The sequence below is a fragment of the Desulfovibrio sp. An276 genome (assembly GCF_002159665.1).
Taxonomy (GTDB): Bacteria; Desulfobacterota; Desulfovibrionia; order Desulfovibrionales; family Desulfovibrionaceae; genus Desulfovibrio; species Desulfovibrio faecigallinarum.
On record NZ_NFJC01000061.1, the window covers coordinates 1 to 6,973 of the forward strand.

4 protein-coding genes are annotated in these 6,973 nt (G+C 57.2%); 3 read left to right on the plus strand and 1 reads right to left on the minus strand.

Annotated elements, in window-relative coordinates; genetic code table 11:
- Positions 1-448: 448 nt before the first annotated feature.
- A complete protein-coding gene (locus tag B5F76_RS14050; protein WP_087355685.1) occupies positions 449-2,938 on the plus strand; it encodes an excinuclease ABC subunit A in 2,490 nt (829 codons plus the stop codon).
- A gap of 31 nt (positions 2,939-2,969) precedes the next feature.
- On the opposite strand, the gene B5F76_RS14055 is transcribed toward B5F76_RS14050, so the two are convergent.
- Positions 2,970-4,037, minus strand: coding sequence for a LacI family DNA-binding transcriptional regulator (locus B5F76_RS14055; RefSeq protein WP_087355687.1), 1,068 nt, complete (start codon positions 4,035-4,037; stop codon positions 2,970-2,972).
- A 365-nt stretch (positions 4,038-4,402) separates the two neighbouring features.
- Here B5F76_RS14055 and B5F76_RS14060 point away from each other — a divergent pair, with 365 nt between their 5' ends.
- On the plus strand, positions 4,403-5,734 hold the full coding sequence (locus tag B5F76_RS14060; RefSeq protein WP_087355689.1) for an MFS transporter: 1,332 nt from the start codon (positions 4,403-4,405) through the stop codon (positions 5,732-5,734).
- Positions 5,735-5,805: 71 nt separating this feature from the next.
- Complete coding sequence (locus B5F76_RS14065; protein WP_087355691.1) at positions 5,806-6,627, plus strand: phosphodiesterase; 822 nt, start codon at positions 5,806-5,808, stop codon at positions 6,625-6,627.
- Positions 6,628-6,973 lie beyond the last annotated feature (346 nt).

Below are 6,973 nucleotides of genomic sequence, written 5' to 3' on the forward strand. Positions count from 1 at the left end.
GAATGTGCCCCAGGCTATACCTCCAAACGAGTCGCCAAACGGGGTCGGAAGTCTAAAGCAAGCTGAATGGTCACTCCCGTTGTTAGTATAAAATCGTGCAAAACTCAGGCAGGAATGGAGCCTTGGAGCAACTTCCCCAAGTTCTTGAGTTCCTTGCCTGTCTTGCCCCGGCAGCGCTTTTCAGGCCGGGAAGCAGGCTCATGCCTTGTGTGCTTCGTTATGTCACAAGCATTTTCAGAGTAGGCAATCGAGAACCAAACCTCAAGCACAAGTTGAAGACAAACAGGGCGGGAACAAGCTGGAGGCAGTTCCTTATCTTTGTCGCGGCAAGGAGAGGCCGCGTGCAACTATGGAAATCCCCCGTTTCCCAAGACTGGACAGGTTTTCGAGGCGAGCCGTATAGTGCGGGCAGGATTGCTCTCAACACATGGGCCGGAGGCCTCAAGGCATGGAAGAAACAAAACATATCCCGGAAAAGATTGTGGTCCGCGGAGCCAGGGTGCACAACCTGAAGAACATCGACGTGGACATCCCCCTCAACTGCATCGTGGGCATAGCCGGCGTGTCCGGTTCCGGCAAGTCTTCCCTTGCCCTGGGCGTCCTCTACGCCGAGGGCTCAAGGCGCTATCTGGACTCACTTTCCACCTACACGCGCCGCCGCATGACCCAGGCAGCCAGGGCGGACGTGGACGAGGTGCTCTACATCCCTGCAGCCCTTGCCCTGAGGCAAAGGCCCGGCGTGCCTGGCATACGCTCCACCTTCGGCACTGGCAGCGAGCTTTTGAACAATTTGCGCCTCATGTTCTCCCGCCTTGCCTCGCATCGCTGTCCAAACGGCCACTACGTGCCCCCGAGCCTTGCCGTGGCAGCAGAAAGGGAGCTTGTCTGTCCCACCTGCGGAGCCCGTTTCTACGCCCCCGGAGCAGAGGATCTGGCCTTCAACAGCCAGGGCGCCTGCCGCCGCTGTTCAGGCACAGGCCTTGTCCGCACTGTGGACAGGGCAAGCCTTGTGCCGGATACAAGCCTTACCATTGACGAGGGTGCAGTGGCTCCCTGGAACACGCTCATGTGGTCTCTTATGAAGGACGTGTGCCGTGCCATGGGCGTGCGCACAGACGTTCCTTTCAGGGATCTCACGGACAGGGAGAAGGAAATCGTCTATTCCGGACCTGCGGAAAAGAAGCACATCTTCTACAAGGCCAAGAACTCCAACGATGCTGCCGAACTGGACTTCACCTACTACAACGCGACCTACACTGTGGAAAACGCCCTTGCCAAGGTGAAGGACGAGAAGGGCATGAAGCGGGTGGAGAAGTTCCTGAAGGAAGACATCTGCCCGGACTGCCAGGGAACGCGCTTGAGTTGCGAGGCACGGGCGCCGAAGCTGAACGGCCTTGGCCTTGATGAGGCCTGCGCCCTCTCCCTGGAAAATCTTGTGGCCTGGGTGCACTCGGTCCCTTCCTCCCTTCCCGAGGCAATGCGCCCCATGGCCGAGAGCATCATTGCTTCCTTTTCATCCACAGCAAAGAGGCTGCAGGAGCTTGGGCTCTCCTACCTTTCCCTGGATCGTGCCACAGCCACGCTCTCCACTGGCGAGCGTCAGCGCATGCAGCTGGCACGAGCCGTGCGCAACAGGACAACGGGCGTGCTCTACGTGCTCGACGAGCCCTCCATTGGCCTGCACCCTGCCAATATCACTGGCCTCAACGGGGTGATGCACGACCTTGTGGCAGACGGCAACAGCGTCCTTCTCGTTGACCACGACACGCAGATCCTGCGCGAGGCGGACTGGATCGTCGAGATGGGACCCGGGGCAGGAACTTGTGGCGGCAAGGTCCTTGCGTGCGGCAGCGTGGAGGATATCGTCCACACCCCAGCCTCGCGCATAGGCCCCTTTCTGGCGAACAGGGAGCGGAAGTTGGGCGACCTTGCCAAGGAGGAGGTTTTTGCAAAAGGATGCATACGCCTTCTCACCTCTGCCATCCACACCGTCCACCCGCTGGACGTGTCCATTCCCAAGGGACGCATGACAGTGGTGACCGGTGTCTCGGGGTCCGGCAAGACTACCCTTGTGCTCGAGAGCCTTGTGCCTGCCCTTGAGGCAAGCGCAGAGGGTAGGGAGCTTCCCCCGCATGTGCGGGAAGTGGAGCCCTGCGGCATACGCCACGCAAGGCTCATAGATGCGACCCCCATTGGCATCAACGTGCGCTCCACTGTCGCAACCTACGCCAACGTGCACGACGAGCTGCGCCGCATTTACGCAAAGACTCCTGCTGCCAGGGAGGCTGGCTGCAAGGCAGGGGACTTTTCCTACAACACAGGAAAACTTCGCTGCCCTGTCTGCGACGGTACAGGACGGATCAGCCTGGATGTACAGTTTTTGCCGGACGTGGACATCCCCTGCCCGGAGTGCCGGGGCTCGCGCTATGCAAAGGCTGCCCTGGCCATTGCCTGGCACAACAGGGAAGGCATTGCCAAATCCCTGCCAGAGCTCATGGCCATGGACATAGAGAGCGCCCTCGACTTTTGCCGGGACATGAAGCTTGTGCGCCAGAGGCTGCAGATCCTGCGGGATCTTGGCCTTGGCTACCTCACCCTGGGCGAGGAGACGCCAGGGCTTTCCGGCGGCGAGGCGCAGAGGCTGAAGCTTGCAGGCGAAATGGGGCGCACACAGTCGGACGCACTCTTTGTCTTTGACGAACCCACCATAGGGCTGCATCCCCTGGATGTGCAGACACTCTTGCAGGTCTTTCGCACGCTGATGGAGCAGGGGGCCACGGTCGTTGTCATTGAACATGACCTTGATGTCATACGCAGCGCGGACCATATCATCGACATGGGCCCCGGCGGAGGCGAAAGCGGCGGGCGCATAGTCGCCACAGGCTCTCCCAAAAGCATCAGGGAGTGTGGTGAGAGCGTGACCGGAAGGTATCTGTGAGCGGGCTGGGGGCGAATTGTGTGATCCGTGGCTACACTTCCCTGCTCCCGGGGCAGGGGCCGGTCGTCCTGCCAACGCGCAGGTAGTGGGAGAATTCCACTCGAGTGATGTTGTTGGTACTTTTTTTGGAAATGCGATCGAAAAACATCTCGAAGGCGTTGCGGCCCTTTTCCGCTATGTGATGCTCTACCGAGGTCAAGTCCATGCAGGACAGGCGCGAGAAGGGAAGGTTGTCGAAGGCGCAGACGCTGCGATCTTCAGGGACCTTCAGCCCATGGGCCGCAAGGGCATCGAGCACGCCGTAGGCCACGGAATCGTTGACAGCCACAAGGGCCGTACATTTGGGAAAGCGCTTCAGGCATTCTTCGGTGAGCGCAAGGCCCGTGGCATATTCGATGTTGAGGTTGTCCAGTTCCTCTTCCGGGGTGATGTCCCTTGAGAGGACCTGAAGGCTGGCACCCTTGTCTTCGAGAGCTTCCTGCAGGCCGGCAAGCCTTCTTCTGCGGATGTTGTTTACTGTGTCAAGGGTTGTGGAGATGAAGGCTATGCGCCTGTGCCCAAGCTCCAGAAGATGCTGGCCGATCAATGTCCCTGCCTTGAAGTTGTCGAGCTCTATGGTGTCGACATTGAGGCTTGTGTTCCTGTCGCCTATGACCACAACGGGGACCTTTTTGTTGATTTCCTCTATGCGTTTGGCCTTTTGCGGCATCATGGTGAAGATTATTCCGGATACGCCAAGGCTCATGCCCATCTCCAGGGCCTCTTCCTCCCTTTGCGCAGAACGGTAGGTTGTGAGGATGATGCCTGTATACTCCCTTTTTGCCGCGGCCCTTTGTATGGCCTGGGCAATGGTCGCGTAATAGGCGTTGGTTATGTTGGGGCAGACAATAACTATGGTTTTGCTGTCCGTAAGGGGCCTTGTGCGCGCGTATTCGGGTTTTTTGTAGCCAAGCTCCCTCGCAGCGTCGAGAACCCTTTGCACAGTCTCCTGCGCAAAGGACATATCCGCCCTTTTGTTGAGGATCATGGAGACGGTCGTAAGCGAGACCTGGGCCTTTTGGCTTACGTCTTCCATGGTGACGCGTTTTTTGGTTGTCACATCTCCTCCCTGGCAGTGGCTGTTTTTGGGCAACGGACAAAGACAGGCCCTGGGTCGCCCTAATTGCTGGCGAAGAGTACGAGGAAGGGATGAAAAGATCAATTTTTTGCCCCCTCTGTTTATTAAAATTTTAGTATAATATGGGCAGCATTGATGTGAGGTAAAGTAGATTTTTATAAAATTTTTACTTCAAGGATTTTCTGCTATCTTGTTTTTTATCCGCACAGAGACTATACGTACAGGCGAACAAGCCCAAAGAACCCAAGGAAACTGTAATTAAAATTTAGTAAAAATTTTAGTAAAAATATCTGAATCCACCCGCAGTCTCAAGCGGGATCAACATTGCAGCAGGAGCTTGTTTCGTCATGAGTACCCCCAGCAAAAAGGAAATACGCAAGGTTGTCCTGGCAAGTCTCATAGGTGCAACCATTGAGTGGTACGACTTCTTTCTCTACGGCGTTGTCGCAGGCATAGTCTTCAACAAGCTGTACTTTCCCACGGACGACCCCTACATGGGCACAATCCTGGCCTACAGCACCTTTGCCATAGGCTATCTCGCAAGGCCCTTCGGAGGCTTTCTCTTTGGACACTTCGGTGATCGCATAGGCAGAAAGAGCATGCTTGTGCTCACCATGCTCATTATGGGCATAGGCACCATTGGCATAGGCCTTGTGCCCACCTACGCGCAGATAGGCATTGCAGCACCCATCATCCTGCAGACCCTGCGCCTGTGTCAGGGACTTGGCCTTGGCGGCGAGTGGGGCGGTGCAGTGCTCATGACCTACGAGTACGCAAGCAAGAAGGAGCGCGCCTTCTACGCGGCCATTCCCCAGATGGGCCTTGCCACTGGCCTGTGTCTTTCCTCCGGCGTCGTGGCCCTGCTTTCCTGGGCCCTGACGGACGAGCAGTTCCTCGTATGGGGCTGGCGGGCAGCCTTCCTGATCAGCGTTGTCCTCATTGCCATTGCCCTCTATATCCGCATGCACATCCTGGAGACACCGGATTTCCAGAAGGTTCAGGAAAGGGCTAGGCAGGACACTGCCAAGAAGAAGCTGCCCATCGTGCAGGTCTGCAAGGAACATCCCGGCAACATTGCCCTTGGCGTGGGTGCCAGGTGGATCGACGGTGTTTTCTTCAATGTTCTGGCAGTCTTTGTCATCACCTACCTTGTGCAGTACGTTCAGGTTGAGAGAACCCAGGCCCTGACCCTCGTCATGATTGCGGCCCTTGCCATGTGTCCCTTCATCCTCGTGGCAGGACGCCTTGCAGACCGCTTTGGCCGCGGCCGCGTCTACGGCATTTCAAGCCTTCTGTGCGGCATCTCCATCTTCCCCTCCTTCTGGATTATGGAAGCAAGCGGTGGCAATCTCCTTCTCATTGCCATAGCGATCATCATCCCCCTGAGCATCTTCTATGCCGGCGTCTTTGGCCCCGAGGCCGCACTGTTCTCGGATCTCTTCCCAGCTGAGGTGCGCTATACTGGCATATCCATCTGCTACCAGTTCCCTGGCTTCCTCGTGGCAGGCATCGTGCCTGGCCTGTGCACCTATTTCATGAAGATAGCAGACGGAGACCCCGTGTACGTGTGCCTCTACACCATGCTCGCAGCAGCAACGAGCGCCGTGGCAGCCTTCATCGTGCAGAAAAAGCACACCGCGGCCGTGCGCCGCTTTGGTGACGATGTGGAGCACATCTAACCGGTCGCGCTGCCTGTTCTCTTCCCGGTTTTGGAAGAGGGCAGGCGCGCAAACCCTGTCAGGAAACAAGAATGCGTATATTGCAGATATCCGACTTCCACCTGCGCGGTGACGGCAAGCTGTCGTTTCGTGTTGTGAACACGTGCAAATGCCTTGAAGTGGCCAGGAAGCATCTGGCCCGTCTCAAGCAGAAACCGGACATGATGGTCATCACCGGGGATTTGGCAGACAGCGGCGACGAGCAGGCCTACCACATGCTGTATCGGTCCCTCTCGGACCTTGGCTTCCCTGTGTACGCCATCCCCGGCAACCACGACAGGCGCGACAGGATGCGCTCCATCCTGCAGGACTGGTGCCCTGCCTGCGAGGAAGTGGCGCCGTATATTTGTTATGCCATTGAAAGGGATGAGGCGCGCTTTCTGATGCTGGACACCATGAGCCCCGGCTCCCATTCAGGGCACATGCCCGAAATGTGCGTGGACTGGCTTGCAGGTGAGCTTGCAAAAAGGCCTGGGGTTCCGACCCTTGTCTTCATGCACCATCCACCCTTTGTGACAGGCATGGGAGCCATGGATGAGCCCTACGAGAACGTGGATGGCCTTGAAAGGGTGCTGCAAGAGGCTCCCTGGGTGCGTCTGTGCTGCGGGCACATGCACAGGCCCATTTTCACAAGCTGGGCAGGCGTGCCTGCGCTCACGGTACCGGCTGCAGCCATGCAGCTGGAACTGGATCTCTCGCCCGAGGGCGGTGACACCTTTGTCATGGAAGCTCCAGGGTACGTTTTGCACGATCTGTGCAACGGCGTGTGGAACAGCCACGTGTGCCAGATCTACGGGACACCTTCCTACGATGGCCCCTACCGCTTCTTGGATTCGGTGAACCCGACGCAATAGTCTTTCCCTGATACATTCTGGATGTTGCAGGGCCTTCCTCTGTGTGCCGGCAAGGCGTCACAGGGGGGCTTGGTTTTGTCAGGAATGACAAGGTGTTGTGTGGTTATTTCCAAAATGGAAATAACCACTTTTTCGTCCAGGCTGTGCCGGAATGCATCTCGTTTGGCTGCACCTGATTCTGGATGTTGCAGGGCCTTCCTCTGTGTGCCGGCAAGGCGTCACAAGGGGAGGTCTTTTGTTTTGTCAGGAATGACAAGGTGTTGTGTGGTTATTTCCAAAATGGAAATAACCACTTTTTCGTCCAGGCTGTGCCGGAATGCATCTCGTTTGGCTGCACCTGATTCTG